The sequence below is a fragment of the Aeromonas diversa CDC 2478-85 genome (assembly GCF_000819805.1).
Classification (GTDB): Bacteria; Pseudomonadota; Gammaproteobacteria; order Enterobacterales; family Aeromonadaceae; genus Aeromonas; species Aeromonas diversa.
In genome coordinates this window covers 144,144-168,361 of sequence record NZ_CDCE01000033.1, presented here as the reverse complement: position 1 = coordinate 168,361, position 24,218 = coordinate 144,144, and the positions used below count along the sequence as shown (strand labels likewise).

The window sequence follows — 24,218 nt, the reverse complement described above, 5'->3', positions numbered from 1 at the left end:
CTCCTACCAATCCCGCCAGCTACCCGGGATCAGACTAATGACCTGATAGGCCGCCCCATTCTCTATATTGCTAAGCACGGCGGCGTCATACCTGGCGTCATAGGTGCCGTTGGCGCTCCCCAGTTGGTAATTCGCCACCAGGGCTCCGTTAACGATGGCGCCACCGGTCAATTTCACATCCGTCGTTGCCGTCGCCGGCGTCGAGGAGTAGGCAAACACCAGCCCGTAGAGTTTCTGGTTGCCGTTAACCGTCAGATCGCCGTTACGCACGATAAGCACCACGGGAGCCGCCGTGCTGCCCACATCGCCGCTCGGCTTGCACTCACCGTCGACTATGATGAGCCCAGTCGATGCGGGCCCCAACGAGGCACAGCTGGTCAGCCGCTGGGTCGCTCTCGACTCGAGATTGGCCCAGCCGGCCGCATCATCATTCTCGTTGAAGAGATACCAGACCAGATCGGGGGGAAACGAGGGGTCGTTATCCTTGATATCGAACTGTTTGTCCCCCTTCTGGCTGATGTTGGCCGCACATCCTCCGCTATAGTCGCCCTGATGGCAGGTCTGACCCGAACCATTGATGAGATCCACGTTACCATCGGTCCATACCGACAGCGGCACCCCGGCACCGCCACCGTTGGGGTTGGCGACCACGGTAAAATTCCCCCCCACCGCCATGCCGCCCGCCACGGTTAACGGTGCCGCGGGGCTCCCTGCCAACACCCGAAAGCGTACGGCCTTAACCTGAGCCGCCGCCGTGGCACTGCCATCAGCCAGGGTCGACACGGCCCGCACCGTCACGGGCACCACCTGAGTAGAGCCAATGGTGATAGTGCCATCGAGTTCGCTGGCCGAGAGCAGATAACTCCCCAAGGTCTGCGTGACGGTCGTCCCGGCGCTGCGCCAAGTGGTGTCGATCGCCAGGCGCCCCAGACCATCGGCTATCCCCAACTCAGAGAGTGCCATCGCCTGCTGGTATTGCACCTCGTTGAGAGTGATCCGCCGATCGGCCACCAGCAACTTACCCACCAGAACCGAGATGCCGATCAAGATGGTGATGATGAGCAGGGTGACGGTGAAGGTCGTAAAACCGCGCTGTCGTTTCATGGTCTTAATACCCGTCGTTACGCAGCTTGATATCCCGCTGCAGGCTCAGGGTCAGGGCGGGAGAAGACTTGTCTCTGCCATCGATGGCGATACGAATGGTTCGCGCGCCGGTTGCGACACTCCCCGTCAACAGCGAGAAGGTAAGGTTGGTAATCTCTATGGTGTTGTCGGTGCTGAGCAGACTCCCCGTGGTGCAGCTCGTTCCGAGTCGCACGCCCTTGTCACTCGAGCTGTAGTTATATACATAGGTTTCGTTGCCATCGAGGGCCCCGTTGTCGTTGTCATCGTAGCTAAGGCGAATACAGCGATAGAGGCCTGAGCCTGTGGCGGTTTCACTCATCAGATCAGCCACCGAATCAAATTTGAACAGAGAGGCAGTGCCAGTGAGAAAACCCGCACTGGCAGAGGCACTGTCATATCCGGCGCGCTGAATATCACGCGCCATCATGTCGGTGATGGCCTGCACCTCCTGATTGAGACGGCTCACCTGCAGGGCCGTCTTGTTGGCCCGCACGACAGAGGCAAACAGCGCCGACACCGCCGCCACCAACAGCAGGCCTGCTACCATGGCCACCATCAACTCAACCAGACTAAACCCTCGGCAACGTCTCAACATGAAGGTACCCCTCCCACCTGACTGCCCGCAGGGGCACAGGTTCGCACTCGGCCCACATTGCTCGAGACCACCTGCATGCTATAGACATCGGCGCTAAGTGTAATGTTGCCACTCGGCATGCTGCCGCGCCGGGGGGAGAAGGTAATGGGGCGAACATTGCTGGCGCTCTCGCTGTAACTCGCCGCCAGCCCAATCCCCGGATACTCGCTGGCATCGACCCCCTTGCGCCCCTCTACGCTGGAGCAGCTATCAGCACAACTGGCACAACTACCGGCATCGATCGCGATGCGGTAACACCAGCTATTCTGCCCGCTGTTAAAGATAATGAGTGAGAGGGATTGGTTGCGCTTGATGGCCTCGGATTTGAGCAACATCATGTCGGTGTAGAGGGCACTGGTCGCGGCCCGCACCATCTGCTCCTGTCGCAAGGACTGGTAGCTGGGCAGGCCAATAGTCAACAGAATGGCCACCAGGCTAACGGCCACCAGCAATTCGATTAAGGTAAAGCCCTGAGGCGGCGTGTAACGACGATCCATGAGTGCCAGCGACTCCTGTCTGAGGCCCGCCGGGGGTCGGCAAAGACTATCCTATAGTATCAACCTGATTGGAGAAGCCTGCTAATGAGAGCCCGCTCACAATGTGGATTCAGCCTGATTGAGCTGATGATTGTCGTTGCCGTGGTGGCCATCATAGCTGCCGTCGCCTATCCCGCCTTCACCTCGGGTCTGCAGAAATCCAGGCGCGCAGAGGCCATCAAGGGATTACTCTCCATGCAGCTTCGCCAGGAGGAGTTCCGCATCAGCAATGCCACCTATAGTAGTGCGACGGCGCAGCTCGGCAGCCCGAGCAGCGACTACTATGACTTCTCGGTCTCCGGAGCCTCCGCCACTGCCTATACCCTCACTGCCACCGCCAAGGGGAGCCAGGCGGGAGACACGGCCTGCGCCACCATGACCATCAACAAGGCCGACACCAAAACACCCGCCGACTGCTGGAAGTAACAGCCCAAACGATCGAGTCAGGGGCCACGCCTCGAACAGAGGCCGACCGCTGACTCGTACGCCCCCCGATATATCGAGCGCAAACATATAAGGCTTCATACAAAGCCAAGTGAGAGGTACACTCAACGACTCCAAGGCGGATTTCTTGATAGGGATATGACGCCACAACGTGGCCAGGAGTGGCCGCGATTTCCGAGCAAGGCCCATAGCACGGCCACCAACACCGAAAAAAGATGCCTGAGAAAATTCCCGCAAGCGTCGAACTGGCGACAGCACTTTTATACAAAGTGGGCACAGGTTGATATCGTGACGACAGAGATGAAAGAGCAGACCCACTTTCAACGCATCGATGCACTCGGCGGCGTCGATATGCTTCAGGCGCGCTATTACAAGCAGCGTTTTGCCCGCCATGTCCATGAGACCTTCTGCATTGGTGTCATCGATCAGGGGGCCCAACGATTTTACCGCTCCGGGGCAGAACACGTCGCACCGCGCGGGGATATCATCATAGTCAACGCTGACGACGTGCACACCGGCAGCGCCGAACTGGAGCAAGGTTGGGGCTATCGAGCCATCTATCCGCACCCTGAGATGCTGCGCAATATTCTGCGCCAGACCCCTGACGAGACGGACTTTATTCCCTGGTTTCCCGATGCGGTTATTCATGACCCTGCTCTTTCAGAGCAGTTGCTGTTTACCTTCAATATGTTGGAGCAAGACGGCAATAACCTGCTTAAAGAGTCCCTGTTGCTCTCCTCACTGATGCTGCTGAGCATTCGCTACAGCAGAACCCGTAAAACTCAGGTAGAACTTCCCGCCGCCACTCTGCCTATCCTTCGAGCAAAGGAGTTGATGGACAGCTGCCCACAAGAGGAGCACACCCTGACTCGGCTTGCACAGCTGGCTGACCTGAGTCAGTGGCATTTTCTCAGACAATTCAAGGCAGTAACCGGCATGACACCGCACGCCTATCTGGTGCAGGCACGCCTTCGCAAGGCCCGCGTCTTACTGCGTCAGGGTGTAACTATCCTCGACACGGCCATCCTCTGTGGCTTTACCGACCAAAGCCATTTCCACCGCCATTTTAAAAACTCTGTGGGTCTGACTCCCGGCGAATTCATCAAGGCCTGACCTCTCGAAAACACACTCAGGTTGTTTGTCGAGCCAAGCAGCACACAGACCACCGCCTCACGATAGTGCCGACAAGGGTATCAGGCACTGAACGCCCCCCACCCGCCGCTCACCCGAACGCACAGCCTGGCTTCGCCACCAGCAGCAAGATCATTCAATACTGCCGACTCGGAGACCGTTAATGTTAACGGCTCCCTTTACCTAATCCATGAGAAAAGCAATGATTGAATCAGGCACCTGCTCCTCTCCTGCGCAACAGTCCTCTTCGAGCTCATCGTTTATGCGTGGTGCTATTGAGATGCTTCCACTGTGCGTTTCAGTGATCCCATGGGGAATACTGGCTGGCTCGATGGCAATACAGGCCGGTTTAACCTTCTGGCAAAGCGTAGGCATGTCGGCGATTGTTTTTGCCGGCGCGGCCCAGCTGGTTACCTTAGGCATGATAATGGCAGGAGCAAATTTATTTGCAATTCTTGTTTCAGTGTTTTTTATCACATCACAGCACTTCATATACGGCCTCACACTCAGAGAATTTGTGTCCTACCTGAAGATTAAGCTCCGCCTTCCTATTGGTTTCCTGCTCACCGATGAGCTATTTGCTTTGAGCGAGACAAAAAACAAAGAATCTGAATTAACACCCAGTTATTTAATCGGTGCCGGACTGACTTTCTACCTCTCTTGGAATGCGTTCAGTTTGATGGGTATTTTAATGGCCTCCTCGGTACCAAACCTTGAAAAGTACCATCTCGATTACTCTATTGTCGCAACCTTTATCACTATTGTGGTACCTATGGTGAAAAAAATCAGCACCCTGGTTGGTGTTGCAGTTTCACTGCTGCTTTCCATGCTTCTTAGCTATTGGCAACTAGAGGGCGCCATTGTCATCTCCGGGCTCTGCGGCATGTTCTCTGCCGTACTGGCATCTGTACTACTGAATGAAGAGCAATCTCAAGAATGACTCAATAAGGATTGAAGATGAGTTGGCTTCTTATTTTAGCACTGGCAACAATTGTATTTTTTAATCGTTATGTCTTTCTTGAACCTAACGTACCATTGAAAATACCTAACCTGGTCAACAGGGCCCTTAAGTATTCTGCACCATGTCTCATGACTGCGATCTGCGGCCCAATTATACTCATGGAGCATGGTGCCATAAGGGAATTTCCTAACAACCCTTACTTTCTGGGCGCACTGATCAGCATCGTAATCTCATTTTACATCAAGAACATCGTCAGCGCCGTCTTGCTAAGCCTCGCTGCCTTTTACACCATCAACTATTTCATCTAGCCCGGCTATCAGAGGATAACGCATGGACCGCGTGGAAAAAGATTATCATCACTCAACGAAAATAAGAAAAAGCTACGAAATATTACCCTTTCAGGGAGTATGGAGTTGGTTGACAGGAAAAGAAATACTGGGCCGCAAGCCGCTTTGGGAAAGTAATTCCTCAGAGTTGATTGTCTGGTCCGTACTGTGGGTATTCATTGGCGTGTGGTTAACCTGTTCAGCTATTTTTTATGCATCCACACTTGGTGCATCGATAGCCTTGTATGTTGTCGGAGCCCTGTTCTCCACGGCTGGTGCGCGCTATATCGTGGCAACCATTATCCACCATGGGGTCCATGGTCATTTATACAAGTCACAAAAGGTGAACAAGACACTGTGTGAGATACTCTCGACACTGCTCATCGTGCAGCCATACGAATCCTACCGCCAGTTCCATGTCTATGAACACCACGGTCGTGCATTTTCGACCTTTGAGGACAAAGATCTGGCGGCTATCTACCAACTGGGCTTCACGCCAGGCAAGGGCAAGGCCGAACTCTACACACATCTTTTCCTGACCCTGCTCAGCCCCAAATTCCACCTCGTGTTCTTCTATGGCCGCCTGAAATCCAATCTGGCTGGGGTCCCCCTCTATCGCTTGGCGATGACGCTCGGCTGGTGGGCGTCCCTGGCAGGCATCTGCACCGTACTGGGCACCTCGAATGCCATCCTGATCCTGCTGCTGCCATTCGTGGTGTTTTATCAGGTCGCATCACTGCTGCATCTACTGACCGAACACGTATGGATTGTGCGCGGTGAGGGAGAATCCGTGCGGGATAGCCACATCAACAACAGCCTTGCCCGTTTCTGTGGGGAGAGATGCCCAGACGGTTTTGCACCCAAGTACGCCGCGCAATGGGCCAAGTGGCTGGCGATGCATCTGCTGGTCCACCTGCCAAGCCGCATGCTGATTGTCCAAGGCTCTTTGGTCTGCCATGACTGGCATCACCGCTACGGAACCGTTCGACAGTGGTATGACTATGCCAGGCTGCGCGAGAGGCATGCCCACACACTCTCGCTAGAGGAAAATTACGACTACCACGATATATGGGGTGTCCATAACGCACTGGACTACGTTTTCAGTTTGCTGAGTCAACAAGAGAGAAGCGAACTGGAAACCGGGCAGCTCGCATATCGGCTGAACTGATACCAAAGCGCGACGGATTACTCGCTCTTCCTTACTGGTTGGGCCAGGGGCATTGGTCCAACGCCTGCACCTGGTAGCCTGGTTTTCAGGGTCAGCGCAGGCGATTGACCAAGGGCCACTCGCAGAGCCGTCTCGACCAAGCAAAATAAACGCGGACCGGGGCGCGATCCCCATAAAAAAATGCCGGCCCAAGGGCCGGCATTCGCTTTTAAAGGATCCGCAGCTCGGCGGGCACCTCAAACACCACGTTCTCTTCGCGGCCCGGGTGCTCGGCCACCATCTCGCCACCCAACTCGCGCAACCGGCCTATCACCTGCTGCACCAGTACCTCAGGGGCAGAGGCGCCGGCGGTCACACCGATGCGCGCCACGCCTTCCAGCCACTGGGGCTCTATCATGGCGGCATCATCGATGAGATAGGCACGCGCCCCCACCTTTTCCGCCAGCTCGCGCAGGCGGTTGGAGTTGGAGGAGTTGCGCGACCCCACCACCAGCATGGCCTGCACCAGACCGGCCATCTCACGCACGGCGTCCTGGCGGTTCTGGGTGGCATAGCAGATGTCATCCTTGCGCGGCCCCTGGATCTTGGGGAAATGGCGGCGCAGGGCGTCGATGACGTCGGAGGTCTCGTCCACACTCAGGGTGGTCTGGGTGACGAAGCAGAGATCGTCCGGGTTCTTCACCCGGAGTGTGGCGACGTCATCCGGGGTCTCCACCAGGTACATGCCCCCATTCGGGTTCTCGTACTGGCCCATGGTGCCAATCACTTCGGGGTGGCCGGCGTGACCGATGAGCACAGCTTCGGAGCCCTTGCGGCTAGCGCGATGGACCTCCATGTGCACCTTGGTCACCAGCGGACAGGTGGCGTCGAACACCTTGAGGGCGCGGGCCTTGGCCTTCTCGCGTACCGCCTTGGAGACACCGTGGGCGGAGAAGATGACGATGTTGTCATCCGGCACCTCGTCGATCTCCTCGACGAAGATGGCCCCCGCCTCCTTGAGCTTGTTGACCACGTAGCGGTTGTGCACCACCTCATGCCGCACGTAGATGGGCGCCCCGAACTTCTCCAGGGCACTCTCGACGATACTGATGGCGCGGTCGACACCGGCGCAAAACCCGCGGGGGTTGGCAAGCAGGATCTCCATCAGGCCTCCTCCAGCTCCTCGTCCACGGCCAGGATCTCGACCTCGAAGGTCACGGTGTGCCCGGCCAGGGGGTGATTGAAATCGACGGTCACCGACATCCCTTCCACCGCCCGGACTATCCCCGGGATCTCGCCGCCGTTCGGCAGGCTGAAGCCGATGATGGCACCCACCTCGGGTTCGGCATCGGCGCCGAACTTGGCGCGATCCAGGTGATGGACGTTGTCGGGATTGGGCAGGCCGAAGGCCTGCTCCGGTGCCAGCGTAAAGCTCTTGGCGTCACCGGCACAGAGGCCCAGCAGGCAGGCCTCGAAGTGCGGGGTCAGGCTGCCATCGCCCATCACCAGCTTGGCCGGCTTGCCGCCGAGCTGGGTGCTATCCGCCACCGAGCCGTCTTCCAGCTTGATGGTGAAATGGAAGATGACCTGACTGTCGGCCCCAATGACTCGGCTCATGCGTGCTCCTTGCTCTGTTTGTCGCCACGCAGACCGTCCAGCACTATCATGGCGGCACCGATGAAGATGAAGCTGTCAGCCAGGTTGAAGGCCGGCCAGTGGGCACGACCCCAGTAGAAGTCGAGGAAATCGACCACATGGCCCAACACCAACCGGTCAAACACGTTACCAAGCGCCCCGCCGATGATGCAGGCATAGGCGATGCCGCTCCACTTCTGCTCGACCGGCTGCTTGCGCAGCCAGTGGGTCAGCAGGCCGCAGATGGCGAAGGCCAACGCCGCGAAGAACCAGCGCTGCCAGCCTCCCTGATCGGCCAGGAAGCTGAAAGCAGCCCCCTTGTTGTAGACGTGCACCAGGTTAAAGAAGGGGGTGATCTCCACCCCCGGGTAGCCATATGGCAGCATCTTGACCACGGCGAGCTTGGTCGCCTGGTCAAGGATAAAGGCCAGGGCGGCCAGCCACAGCCAACGCAGGCCACTCTTTTGTTGCATCATGTCACCCATCAGGCAAAGGAACGGACTTCGCCGTCACCGTCGACGTTGGTCACGCAGCGACCACAGATCTGCTCGTGACCGGCAATGGTGCCCACGTCTTCCACATGGTGCCAGCAACGCTCGCACTTGGCGGCGGACGATTGCACCACGCTCACCCAGAGATCGTCACGCTCGGTCGCCACGGCACCCTCGGCAGCCGACTCGGCGACCGCGACACTGGCCTTGGAGGTGAGCAGCACGAAACGCAGCTCGTCGCCCAGGGCCTTGAGTTGCTCGGCCAGCGCCGGCTTGGCATAGAGGGTCACCTCGGCCTGCAGGGAGCCACCGATGCGTTTCTCACCACGAGCCGCTTCCAGGGCCTTGTTGACCTCGCCACGCACGTCGAGGATCTCGGACCAGAAGGCGTCACCCAGTTGCTCGTCGGCAGCCAGGCCAAACAGTCCCTGGTACCACTCTTCGGTGAACACGAACTCGGCGCGCTCACCCGGCAGCAGGGCCCAAATCTCGTCGGCGGTGAAGCTCATGATGGGCGCCATCCAGCGCACCATGGCCTCGACGATGTGATAGAGCGCGCTCTGGCAGGAGCGGCGGGCCAGGCTGTCGGCCTTGGCGGTGTACTGACGGTCCTTGATGATATCCAGATAGAAGGAGCCCATCTCAACCGAGCAGAACTGCATCAGCTTCTGGGTCACACCGTGGAAGTTGTAGGCATCGAACGCCTCGATGATCTCTTCCTGTACGGCCTTGGCGCGACCCACGGCCCAACGGTCTACCACCACCATGTCGGCCGGTGCCACCATGTCGGTCGCCGGATTGAAGCCGTTCAGGTTGGCCAGCAAGAAGCGGGCAGTGTTACGGATACGGCGGTAGGCGTCGGCAGAGCGCTTGAGGATCTCGTCCGAGACGGTCATCTCGCCGGTGTAGTCGGTACTGGCGACCCACAGACGCAGGATGTCGGCACCCAGCTTGTTCATCACATCCTGAGGGCTCACCACGTTGCCGATGGATTTGGACATCTTGCGGCCCTGACCATCTACGGTGAAGCCGTGGGTCAGCACCTGGTTGTAGGGGGCCTTGTCCTTCATGGCGACGCCGATCATGAGCGACGACATGAACCAGCCGCGGTGCTGGTCAGAGCCTTCCAGATACATGTCAGCCGGCTTGCCGTTGAACTCGGGGCGGGCGTCAACCACAGAGGCGTGGGTCGAGCCGGAGTCGAACCAGACGTCCAGGGTGTCGGGCACCTTGTCATACAGATCCGCATCGGCACCGAGCAATTCGGCCTTGTCGAGATCCCACCAGGCCTGGATACCGGCCTGTTCGACCCGCTTGGCCACCTCTTCCATCAGGCGCACAGAGTCCGGATGGATCGCCTGGGTCTCTTTGTGGACGAACAGGGAGATGGGCACACCCCAGGTACGCTGACGGGAGATACACCAGTCCGGACGACCTTCCACCATGGCCTGGATACGGTTTTTACCCCAAGCCGGAACCCAACCGCTCTGGCCGTGCTCGGCGATCCCCTGGGTCTCGATACGATCGATCTCTTCCAGCGCACGCTTACGCAGGCCGTTCTGATCCATGCTGATGAACCACTGGGGGGTGGCACGGAAGATGATCGGGGTCTTATGACGCCAGCAGTGTGGATAAGAGTGGTTGAATACCTCATGGTGCAGCAGGGCACCGCGTTCGGTCAGCACGTCGACCACGGACGCATTGGCCTTGAACACGTGTTGACCGGCGAACAGCTCGGTATCGGGCAGATAGACGCCGTTGCTACCAACCGGGTTGGCCACTTCCAGACCGTATTTCTGACCGACCGCAAAGTCCTCGGGGCCGTGGCCAGGCGCGGTGTGGACGGCGCCGGTACCGGCGTCCAGGGTGACGTGATCGCCAAGCACCACAGGGACATCGAAGTGGTAGAAGGGGTGGCAGAAGCGAACCAGCTCGAGCGCAGCACCCTTGGCAAAGCCCAGATTGTGGTAGTGCTCGATGCCGGCGCGGTCCATCACGTCCTTGACCAGTTCGGTGGCCAGGATCAGACGCTCTGGGTTGTCTCCTTCGACCTGCACCAGCGCATAGTCGAGGTCGGCGTGCATGGCGATGGCGCGGTTAGCCGGCAGGGTCCACGGAGTGGTGGTCCAGATCACGGCAGAGATGGGGCCACGGCCGAAATGGCCTTCGGCGCAATCAAACTTGGCGGCCACGGCTGCCTCATCGGCCGCCTTGAAACGGACGTCGATGGAGGGGGAATTCTTGTCGTAGTACTCAACTTCGGCTTCGGCCAGGGCAGAGCCGCAATCGGTACACCAGTGCACCGGCTTGGAGCCCTTGTGCAGGTGACCGTTGGCCACGATCTTGGCCATGGAACGGATGATGTTGGCTTCAGTGCCAAAGTCCATGGTCAGGTAGGGATGTTCCCAGTCACCCAGCACACCGAGACGGATGAAGTCGGCCTTCTGGGCCTCGATCTGGGTCTTGGCATACTTGCGGCACTCGGCACGAAACTCGGCCGGGGTCACCTTTTCACCCGGTTTGCCGACCATGCCTTCCACTTTCAGCTCGATGGGCAAGCCGTGGCAATCCCAACCCGGCACATAGGGAGAGTCGAAGCCGGACAGGCCCTTGGACTTGATGATGATGTCTTTGAGGATCTTGTTAACGGAGTGACCGATGTGGATGTTGCCGTTGGCATAGGGAGGGCCATCGTGCAGGATGAAGGACTTCTTGCCCTTCTTGACGCTACGGATGGTGCCGTAGAGATCCTGATCGTTCCAGCGCTGCAGCATCTGGGGTTCACGCTTGGCCAGATCGCCGCGCATCGGAAACTCGGTTTCCGGAAGATTCAGGGTGTGTTTGTAGTCGCTCATCGATCCTGGGTTCCCTTCATAACTAAAGAGTCATAACTAAAGAGTCATCACTAAAGAGTGCATTAAATTGAGTACGAAACGGTCATCCCGCAACCAGCCCGAACCAGGCTCGGGCCGTGCGGGCATCCTGTTCAATCTGCGCCTTCAAGGCATCAAACGAGGCAAATTTTTGCTCTTCGCGCAACTTGTGGCGAAGCAGCACCTTGACCTGCTGACCATAAAGATCACCGGAGAAGTCAAACAGATGAACCTCCAAACGGGCCTGAGTGCCGTTCAGAGTGGGTCGTTGCCCCACATTGGCAACGCCGGGGAAAGTCTTGCCGGAACATAACACTTCCACCGCATAGACGCCACTGACCGGCGCCACACGCCGCTTCAGGGCCAGATTGGCAGTGGGAAACCCTATGGTCCTGCCCAACTTGTCACCGTGGGCTACCCGCCCGCTGATGCTGTAGGGGCGCCCCAGCATCAGCTCCACTTCGGCCATACGGCCAGCCAGCAGGGCCTCGCGCACTAGCGTGCTGCTCACCCGCTGGCGGGAGACGTTAAAACTCTGGGTGCTGATCACCTCAAAACCAAAGCGCTGCCCCGCCGTCTCCAGCCGGTGGAAGTCCCCCTCTCGCCCCTTGCCAAAGCGAAAGTCGTCCCCCACCACCAGATAACGGACCCCCAACTTGCCAACCAGCAGATCCTCGATAAAGGTCTCGGCGGACTGTTCGGCGAAGGCGTGGCTGAACCGGACACAGAGCACCCGGTCGATGCCTATGCCCCTGAGGGCCTCGGCCTTCTCACGCAGACGGGTCAGCCTGGGAGGCGCCTTGGCGTCGGCAAAGAGCTCCAGAGGCTGCGGTTCGAACAGCATGACACAGGCGGGCAAACCAAGGCTGGCCGCCTTCTCCTGCAACCGCGCCAACACGGCGCGGTGACCAAGGTGCACCCCGTCGAAGTTGCCAATGGTCAACACGCACCCCTTGTGAGGGGGGCGCAGATTGTGGATACCGCGGATAAGCTCCATCAGTGCCTTGTATCTTGCTGCTGTCGAAATCGCCGGATTATATCTCAGCCGGGCCCTGCGATCAGCCCTCGCGTCCGGCTTTAAGATGACGGGGGCGGATTCCGCCGGCCAGCAACACTACTGCATAGGCAGCGCCACCGAGCAGTAACAGCTTGGTCAGCTCCAGGGTCGCCTTAAGCATGGACCACTCGCCCCACTGAGCCAGATCGGGCGAGAGCCAGGCCAACAGACCCGCCATGGTCGCACTGGCGATCACCAGTCTCAGCAGGAAGAGCCAGGTCTCGCGCGAGATGGTATAGATCCCGCCTTTGCGAAGTCCGCGATAGAGCAAGATGGCGTTGAGGGTGCCCGAGCAGGCGGTGGAGAGGGCCAACCCAACGTAGTCGAGGGGATAGATGAAGGCCAGGTTGAAGACCATGTTGGCCACCATGGCGATGATGCCGATGCGCACCGGCGTCCTGGTGTCCTGCCGGGCGTAGTAGCCGGGGGCCAACACCTTGATCAGCATCAGCGAGAGCAATCCCGAGACAGAGGCCAGCAGGCTGGCACTGGACATGGTCACCTCATGCATACCGAACTCACCGCGCATGAAGAGCACCCGCAGAATGGGTTCACGCAGCACGGCGATTCCCAGCATGGCGGGCAATCCCAGCAGCAGAACCATGCGCACCCCCCAGTCCATGGTACGGGAAAAGTCCGCCGCATCCGCATCCACATGCTTGCGTGACAGCGCGGGCAGGATCACCGTACTGATGGCGACGCCAAAGAGGCCGAGCGGAAACTCCAGCAGGCGATCGGAGTAATAGAGATGACTGATAGCCCCGGTGGCAAGGAAGGAGGCCAGCATGGTGTTGAGCAGCAGGTTGATCTGGCTGACCGAGACGCCGAACAGAGCCGGAATCATCAGGGTGCGGATCTTCACAACCCCAGGGTGATGCCACCCCCACTTGGGCCACACCAACATGTTGAGCCGGCGCAGAAAGGGGAACTGAAACAGGAACTGTACCAGGCCGCCGAGAAAGACCCCGATCGCCAGCGCCAGCTCGGGATCGTCGAGCAGCGGCGAGATCCACCAGGCGGCGGCGATCATGGTGATGTTGAGAAAGATAGGGGTGAAGGAAGAGACCCCGAAGCGGCCGAAGGTATTGAGCACCGCCCCCGCCATGGCGGTAAAGGTGATAAACCAGAGGTAGGGGAAGGTGATCTTGAGCATCAGGCTCGCCATCTCGAACTTCTCGGCAGCCGGCCCCCCGTGCAACCAATCCCAGAACCAACCCCAGCCGAATAGCGCGGTCAGGACGCCGGAGAAGAGCACCCCGAGCAGTGTCACTATGGTGACGATCCCTCCCAGAGTACCGGACACCACGGCCAGCAGCTCGCGCACCTTATCCTCATTCCCCTCCTTCTTGTACTCGGTCATAACCGGCACGAACGCCTGATTGAAGGCCCCCTCGGCAAACAACCTGCGCAGGAAATTGGGGATGCGGTTAGCGAAGAAGAAGACGTCGGCCGCCGCCCCCGCCCCCAGCAGATTGGCGATGACCACATCGCGCACCAGCCCCATGATGCGGGACAGCAGGGTCATGAACGAGACGATCATGCCCGATTTAATCAATTTCTTGCTCAAGGAAGGCCTCGGGAACTGTCAGAAAGAAATGAATGCTGATAGAATCGGCCGACAGTTTACCCGCACGCCCGCTGACACACCATCGGGGGTCGGTGCTTATTTGCACAAATTGTTTGACAAAATGTGGTTGCAGAGGCATATTCCTCGGCCTTTGCAATACACTCGCTAAGACAGTTTTAGGAGTTTAACTTGGCTAACATCAAATCTGCTAAGAAGCGCGCGATTCAGGCAGAGAAACGTCGTCAGCACAATGCCAGCCGTCGTTCCATGACCCGCACCTACGTCAAGAAAGTGATCGCTGCTATCGCTTCCGGTGACAAGGCTGCCGCAGTTGCCGCTTTCGAGAAGGCTCAGCCGATCCTGGACCGCATGGCCACCAAGGGTCTGATCCACAAGAACAAGGCTGCTCGTCACAAGAGCCGTCTGGCTGCTCAGATCAAGGCTCTGGCCTAATCTACGCCTCGAAGTTCGATCGAACGAAAAAACCGGCAGAAATGCCGGTTTTTTATTGCCCTTCGCTGCAGTAGAGGCGATGGAGTAACGCTATCACCTCCCGCACCTCGCGACTGTTGAGAGAATAGTAGACAGTCTGCGCCTGTTTTCTCGTCCCCACCAACCCATCTCGACGCAACACAGCCAGATGCTGCGACAAGGCCGATTGGCTTAAACCCAGTATGGAGTTGAGCTCACCGACCGACAGCTCCCGATCCAGTAGATGACACAGGATAAAGAGCCGACGCTCGTTTGCCAGCGCCTTGAGCAGGGCAACAGCGCGGGCCGCATTCGCCTCCATCTGCTCGAGTTCCATGACCGCTCTCCGATAGATGAAAGGGTTGTATCATACTGGGAGTGAGCCGTTTTTAAAATCCGGTCGCGAACGGTGAGAGGTTGTTGAGGTTTTCGCTCTCGGTGAACAAGGGAGAGAAGTCGCTCTCGCAGATGCGCTTCACCGCAGGATGCTGGATCATCCGTTCGGCGAAGATGACGTAATACTCCTCCTTCAGATCCTGGGTTTCCCCCAGCAACACCACTCCCTCACTCTCCAGGATCTCCTCCCGATAGATAGAGGGGGCCATGAAGATACCCTGATTGAAGAAGCCAAAAGCCTTCATCAAGGCCGCGTCGTCAAACTCCCCCAGTATATTGGGCGTCACCCCCTGCTCTTCAAACCACTGGGTCAGCTGACGTCCCATGGCGGTACGACGGCCAAGGATCAACAACTTCCGCTCTTCGAGGCAGGCAGGGAAGGGGCGCTCCGGCAAGGGAGCCTTGCAGAAGAAGCTCACCCCACAGCCACCGAGACGCTTGGAAAGCAGCCCCGCATGCTGGGCGGAGTCCACCGGACAATCGGAGAGGATCATGTCGAGCTTGTGCTCGCTCAACTGCTCGAGCAGCAGCTCGTGAGTCGACTCGAAGCAGCGCAGATGGATAGAGCCATCATTGGGAATGACGGAGAGCAGGACCCGACTGGCCAGCCGTTTGGAGAGGGCGTCGGCGATCCCCACATCGAACAGGAGTTGGTTCTCTTTACGATAATTGACGATGTCGAGCATCTCATAGGAGAGGCTGAACATACGATCCGCATAGCGATAGACCAGCTGACCCAGCTCGGTTGCCTCCAGAGAGCGCCCCTTGCGTTTGAACAGCTTGCCACCAAGACGCTGCTCGAGCTGCTTGATCTGGCCGGTGACGGTCTGGGGGGTCAAAAAAAGGGCCTCTGCCGCTTGGGTGACAGAGCCCTTCTTCTGGGTCATCCAGAAATAATAGAGGTGGTTGTAGTTAAGGTGTGACATCCAGTTTTGGTTCCGCTGTGCGCTGCCTGCCGGGGCAGCTCATCTCTGCGGCCAGAATGTCGTACATGTCGCTGGTCGAGTCAACCTTGCCGGCGGCGAACTCCTCCCTGAGCACCCCTTTAAGATGAAAAGGATCGGGCCGGCCATGGCGACAGCTGCTGCGCCCGGTCTGCTTGATACGCTCACCGACCCGACTGCTGAGGGCCCGCTCGCCAAACGTCTCACCGAAGGTGGCACGCGCCTGCCGGTCGCCCATCATGAGGGCGCTGTCGACAACCCCGTTGAGGTAGGTGGCACACGCGGGGGAGGACGCCTCGCTCTTGCACGCCTCGATCCCCTCTCCCTGTGCCCATACCGATCCGGAAAGCAGCACGCTCATCATCCAAAAGGTTCTCATCTCTCGTCTCCTTGCGTTGGCTTGTTCTGTAGCAGGGCCCAGCGCAGGGCAAGATACCCCACGATGGCCGCCAGGGTTGAGCCGCTCAGGATGCCGAGGCGAGAGTAGTTACCATAGTCCAGGCCACCGTGCTCGAAGGCCAGCGAGGCAATAAACATGGACATGGTGAACCCGATCCCGCACAGGATGCTGACGGCGAAGATGTGTCGGAAGTTGATGCCATCTGGCATCTTGGCAATCCCGGCTTTGACAGCCAACCAGCTGATGGTGAACACACCCAGCGGCTTGCCGATGAACAGCCCCAACATGATGCCAAGCGGCACCGGGTTGAGCATGTCGGCCAGGCCAATCCCCGCCAGCGACACCCCGGCATTGGCAAAGGCAAACAGCGGCAGGATCAGATAGGCAGACCAGGGGTGCAGCGCGTGCTCGAGGTGCTTGAGGGGAGACTCATGACGCACGCCCTTGATGGGGATCATGAAGCCCACCACCACACCCGCCAAGGTGGCATGCACACCGGATTTGAGCACGGCAACCCAGAGCACCAGGCCGACCAGCATGTAAGCAGAGATACGGTCGACACCACGTCGATTCATCCACCACAGCACGCCGACCGCCACCAGGGCGACACCGAGCGCCATGGTCGAGAGCTGGCTGGTATAGAAGAGGGCGATGATGACGATGACCCCCAGGTCGTCCATGATGGCCAGTGCCAACAGAAAGACTTTAAGGCTCAGCGGAACGCGCTTGCCGAGCAGGGCCATGACGCCGAGGGCAAAGGCGATGTCGGTTGCCGCCGGGATAGCCCAACCGGCGCGAGCGATCTCGTCGGTGTAGTTGAAGAAGGTGTAGATCAGGGCAGGCGCCAACATGCCCCCCAGAGCAGCGATGGCCGGAAACGTGGCCTGCTCACGGGTCGACAGTGCCCCTTCGAGCATCTCGCGCTTTACCTCGAGACCGACCAGCAAGAAGAAGATGGCCATGAACCCATCGTTGATCCAAAGCAGCAGCGGCTTGTTGATATCCAGGGCTGCGATACGAACCTGCACCGGTGTATCCAGAAATGCCTGATAACCGACTGACCATGAGGTGTTGGCCAGCAGCATCGCCAGGGCAGCCGACAGGATCAGAATGATCCCCGATGCAGACTCCAGCCGCAGAAACCTTTTGACCATTTCGCTCATTTCGTTGAAACCTCGTTGTGCTTGATTTCTCCAGTCTAGTTAAGGCTTTCCCCCTTTAAAAATCGATTCTAACTACCTTTATACTCGGAAAAACCGAGGTTAATACCGTTAAAAATGGAAAAATGAAGAGGCTATAAACAATTAAGGCGCCCTTCGGCGCCTCTTTTCAAACGGCCACGGGAGCCTTGATCCCGGGATAAGGGTCATAGCCCACTATCTCAAAATCATCGAATCGATAGTCGAAAATCGACTCTGGCTTGCGCTTGATGACCAGGGTGGGCAGCGGGCGAGGCTCACGGCTCAGTTGCAGGGCGGTCTGCTCCATATGGTTGGAGTAGAGATGCACATCACCGCCGGTCCAGACGAAGTCACCGACCTCCAGATCGCACTGCTGGGCCATCATATGGGTCAACAGGGCATAACTGGCGATGTTGAACGGCAAGCCGAGGAAGACGTCGCAGCTACGCTGGTAGAGTTGGCAGGAGAGCTTGCCGTCCGCCACGTAGAACTGGAAGAAGGCGTGGCAAGGGGCCAGCGCCATCTTGTCGAGTTCACCCACATTCCAGGCCGAGACGATGATGCGACGCGAATCCGGATTGTTGCGGATATCGTCCACCGCCTTCTGGATCTGATCGACCACGCCACCATCCCGGGTTGGCCAGGAGCGCCACTGCGCACCGTACACCGGCCCCAGATCGCCGTTCTCATCGGCCCACTCGTCCCAAATGGTGACCCCGTTCTCCTTGAGGTAGGCGATGTTGGTCTCCCCCTGCAGGAACCAGAGCAACTCATGGATGATGGAACGCAGATGGCACTTCTTGGTGGTAACCAACGGGAAACCGTCGGCCAGATTGAAGCGCATCTGATGACCGAAGATGGATCGCGTACCGGTACCGGTGCGATCCGACTTGTCAGTCCCCTCGGCCAGGATCTGGCGCATCAGCTCCTGATAGACCTTCATTTTGTCCCCTCCGCCTTGACGCCAAACAGCGCCGGTTTGCGATAGGCGACCCAGATCATCAGTAAGCCTGCCAGGATCATGGGAGTGGACAGGATCTGCCCCATGCTGATCTCGTTAAAATAGAGGCCGAGCTGGCTGTCGGGCTGGCGCACGAACTCCACGATGAAGCGGAACAGGCCATAACAGAGCAGGAACATGCCAGAGATGGCCCCGCGCGGAGGATGCTTGCGCCAGAAGAGGTTAAGAACGATAAACAGCACCACCCCCTCCAGGGCAAACTGATAGAGCTGGGAAGGATGGCGCGGCTCAATGCCGGCCTCGGGGAAGATCATGGCCCAGGGCACATCGGTCACGCGCCCCCACAGCTCACCGTTAAGGAAGTTACCGAGGCGGCCGACTCCCAAGCCGAAGGGCACCAGCGGCGCGACAAAATCGGCCACGGTGAAGAAGTGGCGTTTGGTCTTGTGGGCAAACCAGACCATGGCGGTAATGACACCGATGAGGCCACCGTGGAACGACATACCGCCGGTCCACACCTTGAACAGGTAGAGGGGATCGGCCAGGAACAGGTCGAAATTATAGAAGAGCACGTACCCGACTCGCCCACCCAGGATCACGCCGAGAAAACCGTAGAACAGCAGATCGGAGACCTCATCGCGAGTCCAGCCACTGCCCGGTTGATCGGCACGGCGGCCCGCCAGCCACATGGCGAAGGCGAAACCGAACAGGTACATCAGACCGTACCAACGAACCTGGAGCGGTCCCAGGGCGAAGGCCACAGGATCAAACTGTGGGAATACCCAATATCCGTCTTGCACTTGCATAGGAGACTCTGTCACGTGAAATTGAAGAGCCGCATTGTCCTATCATTCCCCACATCGGGCAACCATACAGGCCAATCCAGAGATGATTGATTAGGCCGTCACCTTGTGGCCGGCCCGCAGAAAGCCGCCCATGCCACGCTCTTCCAGATAGCGAGAGAAGAGCCCACGCAGGGCATGGGGTGAGTCGCTCCTGAGCCCCTCCGCCAGCAGTGGCACCAGTTCATCCAGAGAGGTGTTGCGCAGCACATATTTGATGCGCGGGATATTGCGGGTGTTCATACTGAAGCGCCGATATCCCATGGCCAGCAATACCAAGACACCGATAGGTTCGCCGGCCAATTCACCACACACCGAGACCGGCTTGCCATAGCGACGGGCCGTATCGACCAGCAGTTGCAGGGCCCGGATCACCGCCGGATGGAAGGAGTCATAGATGCTGGCGACCCGGGCGTTGTTACGATCGACCGCGAGCAAGTATTGAGTCAGGTCGTTAGAGCCGACCGACCAGAAATCGATGAGCGGAGCCATCTCGGACAGGATGTAGAGGGCCGAGGGCACCTCTATCATCACCCCGAGTGCAGGATAGCGGATCTCGGCGCCGCGGGCGCCAACCTCCTGAGACACCTCGTTCCAGGCCTGATCGAGCAGCCGCCGTGCGGCGCGGATCTCGCCCACACTGCTGATCATGGGCAGCATGATGGCCAGATTGTCGAGCCCCTCGCTGGCACGCAGCATCGCCTTGAGCTGCACCAGAAAGAGTTCGGGGTGATCCAGGGTCAGGCGAATGCCGCGCCAGCCCAAGAACGGGTTCTCTTCGACAATAGGGAAGTAGGGAAGCTGCTTGTCACCCCCCACATCCAGGGTCCGCATGCAGACCGGCCGGTTACGGTAGGTCTCGAGTATCCCCCGATAGCGCGCCGTCTGCTCCCACTCGGAGGGAAAGCTGTCGTGCAGCATGAAGGGGATCTCGGTGCGGTAGAGCCCCACCCCATCCGCCAGATCATTGATGGCGATCTCGGTATCGGCGCTGAGGCCGGCGTTAAGCAGCAGGGAGACCTTGACCCCATCGAGGGTTTCCGACGGGTGTCCATCTGTGCTGTGCACCAACTGATCCAGCGCCTGCTCTTCATGGAGCAGTTGACGATACTCGGCCAGGATGGGCTCTTTGGGCTCAACGAAGAGATCGCCGCTGTAGCCATCCACCACCAGCATGAGGCGATGGATCTCGGCCAGGGGAAACTCGACCCCCATGATGGCGGGCACGCCCATGGCGCGCGCCAGGATCGCGGTGTGAGAGTTACTCGACCCCTTGATGGAGACCACGCCGGCCAGACACTCGCGCGGCACCTCGGCCAATATGGTCGCGGTCACCTCCTCCGCCACCAACACCACCCGCTCGCTGATGGTCAGGTGTTCCGGCTCGTCCTGCACCAGGCGGCTGATGAGGCGCAGGGCAATATCCTTGATATCGCTGGCCCGCTCCCTCAGATAGGGATCCTGCATCGATCCGAAGCGCCCGATCAGGGTCTCGCTCACCAGTTTGACGGCACTGATGGCCGTCCACCCTTCCTGCTCGATACGCAGACGAATAGGCTTGATGTAGCTGGGGTCGGCCAGCAGGTGAAGGTAGATATCGAAGATCGCCACCGAGTCCTGACTCGACGACTCACGAAAGCGCAGCGCCAGTGCCTCCAGCTCATGGCGGACCGCCTCTACGGCCAGATCGAAGCGCCCCAGCTGAGCCTCAGGTTCCTCCGCCTTACGCGGCACTATGGCAGAGAGCTCCTTGCGCGGTCGCCAGACCCAGGCTCGCGCTATGGCCACACCGGGAGAGCCGGCCACCCCGCGCAGGGGCTTGCCCCAATCGGTCCGGTTAAGCTGGCTGCGCGCCTGGGCATGAGCGATGCGGGCTGCCAGCTGGGCTGCCAGGGTGACCAGAAAGGACTCCTCCCCTTCATCGAAGAGGCGGCTCTCGGTCTGTTGCACCACCAGGATGCCAACCACCTGGCGCTGATGCATGATCGGCGTGCCGAGGAAGGAACGAAACGCCTCTTCCGCCACATCCGGCAATAGCTTGAACGCCGGATGTGAGGGAGCGTCGGCCAGGTTGATCAGCTCCTCACGTTGACCGATCAGCCCCACGATCCCTTCATCGAAGGGAAGAAATGCCTTGCCGACCGCCGCTTCGGCCAACCCATCGGTTGCCGCCAATCGATAGCAGCGCCGCTCCGGCTCGGCCACATAGACAGAGCAGCAGTCGACCTGCATCACGGTGCGGGTCAGATGCACCAGAGTCTGCAGGGCCTGCTCGAGGGAGGAAGCCGCCGTCATACTCTCAACGATATGGCGCAACTGGGTCAGCAATCGTGTTCTCCTTAACGGGGGCGGTGGCGCCTGTTTTCCTTCTTGGGTTGCACCGGCTGCGAGACCGGCATGGCGATAGGCGCAAACTCCTTCATCACCCGGCGATAGACCTCACGCTTGAACGAGACGACCTGCCGAACCGGATACCAGAAACTCACCCAACGCCAATCATCAAACTCGGGGTGGCCATGACAGCCAAATTCAATACGCGACTCCTTGCTCTTGTCGAGCTGGAGCAAAAACCACTTCTGTTTCTGGCCTATGCAGACCGGTGAACTGTCCCAGCGAACCAGGCGTTTGGGCAGGCGATACTTGAGCCAGTTCCGGCTGGTTGCCAGCACGGTAACATCTTCCGGCTTGAGACCGATCTCCTCATAGAGTTCTCGGTACATGGCCTGCTCCGGGGTCTCGCCATCGTCGACGCCCCCCTGGGGAAATTGCCAGGAGTGCTGACCATAGCGTTTAGCCCACAATACCTGTCCATCACGGTTACAGATCACGATGCCGACATTGGGACGAAACCCGTCACCATCTATCACGTGATCACCTTAACAAGGCTAAATCTGATTTAAGGATGATTGTTCCACATTCGCCTTATGGCGGTAAACCACCTGCGGAGTGGAAGAATCATGGATAACTTTACTTTTCAAGCAAAGTTATAAACATTTTCGAGTAACCCACCGCCCGAGTTTCCCACCTGTTCTGTGGAAAAAGCTTGGGATATCTTGGTATAGCTCCCGATTCTACGCCGGCCGCTCGATGGGCCTAGTGTCTTGAAAAATCGTATAGACAGATAATAAATCATTTAAAAACATAATCATACACCGAATAAAAGGATCCTTTTGCCGGATCGAGATCCCCGCAGGATCTGTCCTATGGACTGTGAACAAGTTTTCCTGCTCAAAGATCGCTCTAACTCATTTTATCCACAAAAGATGCCCAGATTATCGACCAGTTTGGCAGTAAAAATGCGCGTGAAGGACAAAATTTTCTCCGTCTGGCGGAGATGAGGAAGAAAAATGGGAGTTATCCCATTTTTTTGTGGATAAGTATGTGCAACAGGTCTGCTCAACCCTTGGACAAGCCGTTTGTGATTGAACAAGCCGTTAAAGCCATGAAGTCAACATAATAAAAAGCGATAAAAAACATATAATTACACTAAAAACAGCACTGTGGGTCAGTCAGGATTGGACACCGGCATAACCGTACAAAAAACAGACAACCATAAGATCTCTGTGATCGAGTAGAATAGCGCCCTATGAAAGCACCACTTCCTCCCCACTCGCTCGACCAGTTGTTGCTCCGAGCCAACGAGATTGCTGGCCTACCGCTGGCTGAACTGGCCGGGCTCGCCGGCCAGCGTGTCCCCAAGGATCTGCGACGCCACAAGGGATGGGTCGGTCAGCTCATCGAATGGCATCTGGGTGCCACCGCCGGCAGCAAACCGGAGCAGGACTTTCCCGAGCTGGGCGTCGAGCTCAAGACGATCCCAATCGATCCAGCCGGCAAGCCCCTCGAGACCACCTTCGTCTGCGTTGCTCCTCTGGTCGGCCTCACCGGTTTGTCATGGGAGCACTCCAATATTCGCAACAAGCTCTCCCAGGTGCTCTGGATCCCGGTCGAGGGATCCCGCGAGATCCCGGTCGCCGAGCGGCGTGTCGGCATGCCTTTGCTGTGGCGCCCCTCGCCCGAGGAAGAGGCGCTGCTGCGTCAGGATTGGGAAGAGCTGATGGACATGATAGTGCTGGGCCAGGTCGAGCAGATCACCGCCCGCCACGGCCAGGTGCTACAGCTACGCCCCAAGGCGGCCAACGGACAGGCACTCACCCGGGCCATCGGGCAAGACGGCGATCCCGTCCTGACGCGCCCCCGTGGTTTCTACCTCAAGATCCCCTTTACCCACACCCTGCTGCAACACTATTACGCCCACGGCGAGTGAGACAAATAACACTCACATCAAGAATTGGTGTAAAACTAGCCTGAGATGATGGAACCCAATACATTACTCAGAGGAGCTAGTCATGCCGTTGTCGAAGCAATATCTCAAGTCCAAACCCGAAGTGAAGGTGACCTTTGCGGTCGATAGAGAGGCGGCCACCGGGGCCGAGCAGGTATTCTTGCTGGGTGAGTTCAATCAGTGGGAACCGCTGGAGCTCAAGAAGATGAAGAGCGGTGAATTCAAGACCACCCTGAACCTGCCGACCGATCAGCAGGCGCAGTTTCAATACTGCTACCGCTTGGTCAACCAGGAAGGGGAAGAGCGCTATGACAACGACTGGGCAGCCGACGACTATGTTCCCGGCCCCTTCGGCCGCGACAACTCGGTGATCCGGGTGCAGTAATCAGTCCAACACCAACAAAAAAGGCTCGCCATTGGCGAGCCTTTTCGTTCCTGTCGGAATTAGTTGAGCTTCTCTTTGATACGAGCAGCTTTACCGGACAGGTTGCGCAGGTAGTACAGCTTGGCGCGGCGAACGTCACCACGACGCTTCAGCTCTACGCTGTGGATCAGCGGAGAGTGAGTCTGGAATACACGCTCAACGCCTTCGCCGTTGGAGATCTTGCGAACGGTGAAAGCAGAGTGCAGACCGCGGTTACGCTTGGCAATAACAACGCCTTCGAAAGCCTGCAGACGCTCTTTACCACCTTCTTTAACGCGAACTTGAACACGCACGGTATCGCCCTGGGCAAAAGCCGGGATATCGGTACGCATCTGCTCTTGTTCAAGCTGTTGAATAATCTTGCTCATAGTCTTTTCCTACCTAGGG

The 24,218-nt window shown here is 58.3% G+C and carries 26 protein-coding genes; 8 read left to right on the top strand and 18 right to left on the bottom strand.

Annotated elements, in window-relative coordinates; translation table 11 throughout:
• Positions 1 to 3: 3 nt before the first annotated feature.
• From BN1121_RS14255 to BN1121_RS14245, 3 genes are read right to left on the bottom strand one after another with little or no spacing between them, the layout of a single operon-like run.
• Complete coding sequence (locus BN1121_RS14255) at positions 4 to 1,104, bottom strand: PilX N-terminal domain-containing pilus assembly protein (RefSeq protein ID WP_005345701.1); 1,101 nt, start codon at positions 1,102 to 1,104, stop codon at positions 4 to 6.
• Between the two features lie 4 nt (positions 1,105 to 1,108).
• Entirely contained in the window at positions 1,109 to 1,720 is a 612-nt protein-coding gene (locus BN1121_RS14250; protein WP_081606375.1) for a PilW family protein, read from the bottom strand.
• Positions 1,714 to 2,256 (bottom strand): GspH/FimT family pseudopilin, encoded by a 543-nt coding sequence (locus BN1121_RS14245; protein ID WP_005345698.1) that lies wholly within the window; start codon positions 2,254 to 2,256, stop codon positions 1,714 to 1,716. Before BN1121_RS14245 ends, BN1121_RS14250 begins: the two co-directional genes overlap by 7 nt.
• Before the next feature lie 84 nt (positions 2,257 to 2,340).
• On the opposite strand from BN1121_RS14245, the gene BN1121_RS14240 reads away from it, so the two are divergent.
• The 5 genes from BN1121_RS14240 (at position 2,341) to BN1121_RS14220 (ending at position 6,325) form a co-directional block, all read left to right on the top strand.
• On the top strand, positions 2,341 to 2,721 hold the full coding sequence (locus BN1121_RS14240) for a type IV pilin protein (protein WP_005345697.1): 381 nt from the start codon (positions 2,341 to 2,343) through the stop codon (positions 2,719 to 2,721).
• A 156-nt stretch (positions 2,722 to 2,877) separates the two neighbouring features.
• Entirely contained in the window at positions 2,878 to 3,852 is a 975-nt protein-coding gene (locus BN1121_RS14235) for a helix-turn-helix transcriptional regulator (protein ID WP_197065763.1), read from the top strand.
• Positions 3,853 to 4,072: 220 nt separating this feature from the next.
• Positions 4,073 to 4,810 carry an AzlC family ABC transporter permease gene (locus BN1121_RS14230; RefSeq protein WP_043156909.1) on the top strand — a complete coding sequence of 246 codons (738 nt, stop codon included), beginning with the start codon at positions 4,073 to 4,075 and terminating at the stop codon, positions 4,808 to 4,810.
• A 17-nt stretch (positions 4,811 to 4,827) separates the two neighbouring features.
• Positions 4,828 to 5,139 carry an AzlD domain-containing protein gene (locus BN1121_RS14225; RefSeq protein WP_005345694.1) on the top strand — a complete coding sequence of 104 codons (312 nt, stop codon included), beginning with the start codon at positions 4,828 to 4,830 and terminating at the stop codon, positions 5,137 to 5,139.
• Positions 5,140 to 5,161: 22 nt separating this feature from the next.
• Positions 5,162 to 6,325 carry a fatty acid desaturase gene (locus BN1121_RS14220; protein WP_197065762.1) on the top strand — a complete coding sequence of 388 codons (1,164 nt, stop codon included), beginning with the start codon at positions 5,162 to 5,164 and terminating at the stop codon, positions 6,323 to 6,325.
• Positions 6,326 to 6,533: 208 nt separating this feature from the next.
• On the opposite strand, the gene ispH is transcribed toward BN1121_RS14220, so the two are convergent.
• The 6 genes from ispH to murJ all read right to left on the bottom strand — a co-directional run bounded on the left by ispH (position 6,534) and on the right by murJ (position 13,927).
• A complete protein-coding gene (ispH, locus tag BN1121_RS14215) occupies positions 6,534 to 7,469 on the bottom strand; it encodes a 4-hydroxy-3-methylbut-2-enyl diphosphate reductase (RefSeq protein ID WP_005345685.1) in 936 nt (311 codons plus the stop codon).
• A complete protein-coding gene (gene fkpB, locus BN1121_RS14210; RefSeq protein WP_005345682.1) occupies positions 7,469 to 7,921 on the bottom strand; it encodes an FKBP-type peptidyl-prolyl cis-trans isomerase in 453 nt (150 codons plus the stop codon). The genes ispH and fkpB overlap by 1 nt, the downstream gene beginning before the upstream one ends.
• Positions 7,918 to 8,424 (bottom strand): signal peptidase II, encoded by a 507-nt coding sequence (lspA, locus tag BN1121_RS14205; protein ID WP_005345679.1) that lies wholly within the window; start codon positions 8,422 to 8,424, stop codon positions 7,918 to 7,920. Before lspA ends, fkpB begins: the two co-directional genes overlap by 4 nt.
• The gene (gene ileS, locus BN1121_RS14200; protein WP_005345677.1) at positions 8,424 to 11,285 is read right to left on the bottom strand and encodes an isoleucine--tRNA ligase; all 2,862 of its coding nucleotides are present in this window, start codon (positions 11,283 to 11,285) and stop codon (positions 8,424 to 8,426) included. The genes lspA and ileS overlap by 1 nt, the downstream gene beginning before the upstream one ends.
• An 82-nt stretch (positions 11,286 to 11,367) precedes the next feature.
• Positions 11,368 to 12,300, bottom strand: coding sequence for a bifunctional riboflavin kinase/FAD synthetase (gene ribF, locus BN1121_RS14195; RefSeq protein WP_005345673.1), 933 nt, complete (start codon positions 12,298 to 12,300; stop codon positions 11,368 to 11,370).
• A gap of 61 nt (positions 12,301 to 12,361) precedes the next feature.
• A complete protein-coding gene (gene murJ / locus BN1121_RS14190; protein WP_005345666.1) occupies positions 12,362 to 13,927 on the bottom strand; it encodes a murein biosynthesis integral membrane protein MurJ in 1,566 nt (521 codons plus the stop codon).
• 189 nt (positions 13,928 to 14,116) lie between these two features.
• On the opposite strand from murJ, the gene rpsT reads away from it, so the two are divergent.
• Complete coding sequence (gene rpsT, locus BN1121_RS14185; RefSeq protein ID WP_005345658.1) at positions 14,117 to 14,380, top strand: 30S ribosomal protein S20; 264 nt, start codon at positions 14,117 to 14,119, stop codon at positions 14,378 to 14,380.
• A 52-nt stretch (positions 14,381 to 14,432) separates the two neighbouring features.
• On the opposite strand, the gene BN1121_RS14180 is transcribed toward rpsT, so the two are convergent.
• The 8 genes from BN1121_RS14180 to rppH all read right to left on the bottom strand — a co-directional run bounded on the left by BN1121_RS14180 (position 14,433) and on the right by rppH (position 21,989).
• Complete coding sequence (locus BN1121_RS14180) at positions 14,433 to 14,735, bottom strand: ArsR/SmtB family transcription factor (protein ID WP_005345655.1); 303 nt, start codon at positions 14,733 to 14,735, stop codon at positions 14,433 to 14,435.
• Positions 14,736 to 14,787: 52 nt separating this feature from the next.
• Positions 14,788 to 15,720: a transcriptional activator NhaR gene (gene nhaR, locus BN1121_RS14175; protein ID WP_005345653.1), complete on the bottom strand. Its 933-nt coding sequence runs from the start codon at positions 15,718 to 15,720 to the stop codon at positions 14,788 to 14,790.
• The gene (locus BN1121_RS14170) at positions 15,707 to 16,117 is read right to left on the bottom strand and encodes a hypothetical protein (RefSeq protein WP_005345650.1); all 411 of its coding nucleotides are present in this window, start codon (positions 16,115 to 16,117) and stop codon (positions 15,707 to 15,709) included. The genes nhaR and BN1121_RS14170 overlap by 14 nt, the downstream gene beginning before the upstream one ends.
• Positions 16,114 to 17,301, bottom strand: coding sequence for a Na+/H+ antiporter NhaA (gene nhaA / locus BN1121_RS14165; RefSeq protein WP_043156906.1), 1,188 nt, complete (start codon positions 17,299 to 17,301; stop codon positions 16,114 to 16,116). Before nhaA ends, BN1121_RS14170 begins: the two co-directional genes overlap by 4 nt.
• A gap of 166 nt (positions 17,302 to 17,467) precedes the next feature.
• Positions 17,468 to 18,262: a thymidylate synthase gene (thyA, locus tag BN1121_RS14160; RefSeq protein ID WP_005345645.1), complete on the bottom strand. Its 795-nt coding sequence runs from the start codon at positions 18,260 to 18,262 to the stop codon at positions 17,468 to 17,470.
• Positions 18,259 to 19,086, bottom strand: a complete 828-nt coding sequence (gene lgt / locus BN1121_RS14155; RefSeq protein WP_005345642.1) for a prolipoprotein diacylglyceryl transferase — start codon at positions 19,084 to 19,086, stop codon at positions 18,259 to 18,261. The genes thyA and lgt overlap by 4 nt, the downstream gene beginning before the upstream one ends.
• Before the next feature lie 90 nt (positions 19,087 to 19,176).
• On the bottom strand, positions 19,177 to 21,450 hold the full coding sequence (gene ptsP, locus BN1121_RS14150) for a phosphoenolpyruvate--protein phosphotransferase (RefSeq protein ID WP_005345636.1): 2,274 nt from the start codon (positions 21,448 to 21,450) through the stop codon (positions 19,177 to 19,179).
• Positions 21,451 to 21,461: 11 nt separating this feature from the next.
• On the bottom strand, positions 21,462 to 21,989 hold the full coding sequence (rppH, locus tag BN1121_RS14145) for an RNA pyrophosphohydrolase (RefSeq protein WP_005345634.1): 528 nt from the start codon (positions 21,987 to 21,989) through the stop codon (positions 21,462 to 21,464).
• 719 nt (positions 21,990 to 22,708) lie between these two features.
• Between rppH and mutH the strand changes: the two genes are divergently transcribed.
• Together mutH and BN1121_RS14135 are read left to right on the top strand one after the other, a co-directional pair.
• Positions 22,709 to 23,389, top strand: a complete 681-nt coding sequence (gene mutH, locus BN1121_RS14140) for a DNA mismatch repair endonuclease MutH (RefSeq protein ID WP_005345631.1) — start codon at positions 22,709 to 22,711, stop codon at positions 23,387 to 23,389.
• An 82-nt stretch (positions 23,390 to 23,471) separates the two neighbouring features.
• Complete coding sequence (locus tag BN1121_RS14135; protein ID WP_005345628.1) at positions 23,472 to 23,792, top strand: isoamylase early set domain-containing protein; 321 nt, start codon at positions 23,472 to 23,474, stop codon at positions 23,790 to 23,792.
• Positions 23,793 to 23,851: 59 nt separating this feature from the next.
• Here the strand turns inward: BN1121_RS14135 and rplS are convergent, their stop codons facing one another.
• Positions 23,852 to 24,199 carry a 50S ribosomal protein L19 gene (gene rplS / locus BN1121_RS14130; protein ID WP_005345623.1) on the bottom strand — a complete coding sequence of 116 codons (348 nt, stop codon included), beginning with the start codon at positions 24,197 to 24,199 and terminating at the stop codon, positions 23,852 to 23,854.
• Positions 24,200 to 24,218: the final 19 nt, after the last annotated feature.